General features: G+C 64.7%; 1 protein-coding gene. It reads left to right on the top strand.

The annotated features are described in order from the left end of the window. Positions 1-8: 8 nt before the first annotated feature. Positions 9-821, top strand: an 813-nt coding sequence (locus AC0L3P_RS39910) for an IS5 family transposase (protein WP_473309449.1), incomplete at its 3' end; no start/stop codon positions are given.

Raw genomic sequence — 821 nt, 5'->3', positions numbered from 1 at the left:
AGGGAACGATGCGGCCGAAGAAGCACAAGACGACGGGATCGAACGATCTGTTCCGGGCGCGGCTGGACCAGATCATCAATCTGAACCACGAGTTGGTTCTGCTTGCCGGCAAGATCGATTGGGACTGGATCGACGGCGAGATCGCGCCGCTCTACAGCGAGAACGGCCGGCCGGGGATCGAGACCCGCTTCATGATCGGGCTGTTGTTGCTCAAGCATATCTACGGGCTGTCCGATGAGGGGGTGTGCGAGCGCTGGGTCCACGACCCTTATTTCCAGTTCTTCACCGGCGAAGAGTTTTTCCGGCACGCTTTCCCGCACGAACGCTCGGACCTGAGCCATTGGCGCAAGCGGCTCGGCGACAAGCTGGAGCTGCTGCTGGCCGAGAGCCTGCGGGTGGCGCACGAAGCCGGCGCCTTACGCAGCCAGGACCTCAAGCGCGTCACGGTCGACACCACGGTGCAGCCGAAGGCCATCACCTTCCCGACCGACGCCAAGCTGCTTCATGCGGCCATCCAGGGCCTCAACCGCCTGGCGAGAAGGCACTGCGTCAGGCTCCGGCAATCCTATTCTCGCGTGGCCAAGGCCGCTGCGATGATGGCGGGCCGCTACGCCCATGCCAAACAGTTCGGGCGGCATCAGCGGCAGTTGCGTATCCTGCGCAGCCGGCTGGGCCGGATCATCCGCGACATCCGTCGCAAGATCGAGGGCCAGCCAGCCCTCGAGGAGGCATTCGCCCTTCCGCTTGGCCGAGCCAGCCAGATCCGCTCCCAGCAGCAGCGCCAGCGCGGCTGGAAGCTCTATTCCTTTCATGCCCCGGAG

It is taken from the genome of Bradyrhizobium sp. WSM4874, assembly GCF_055811835.1.
This window is presented reverse-complemented; position numbering and strand designations above follow the sequence as displayed.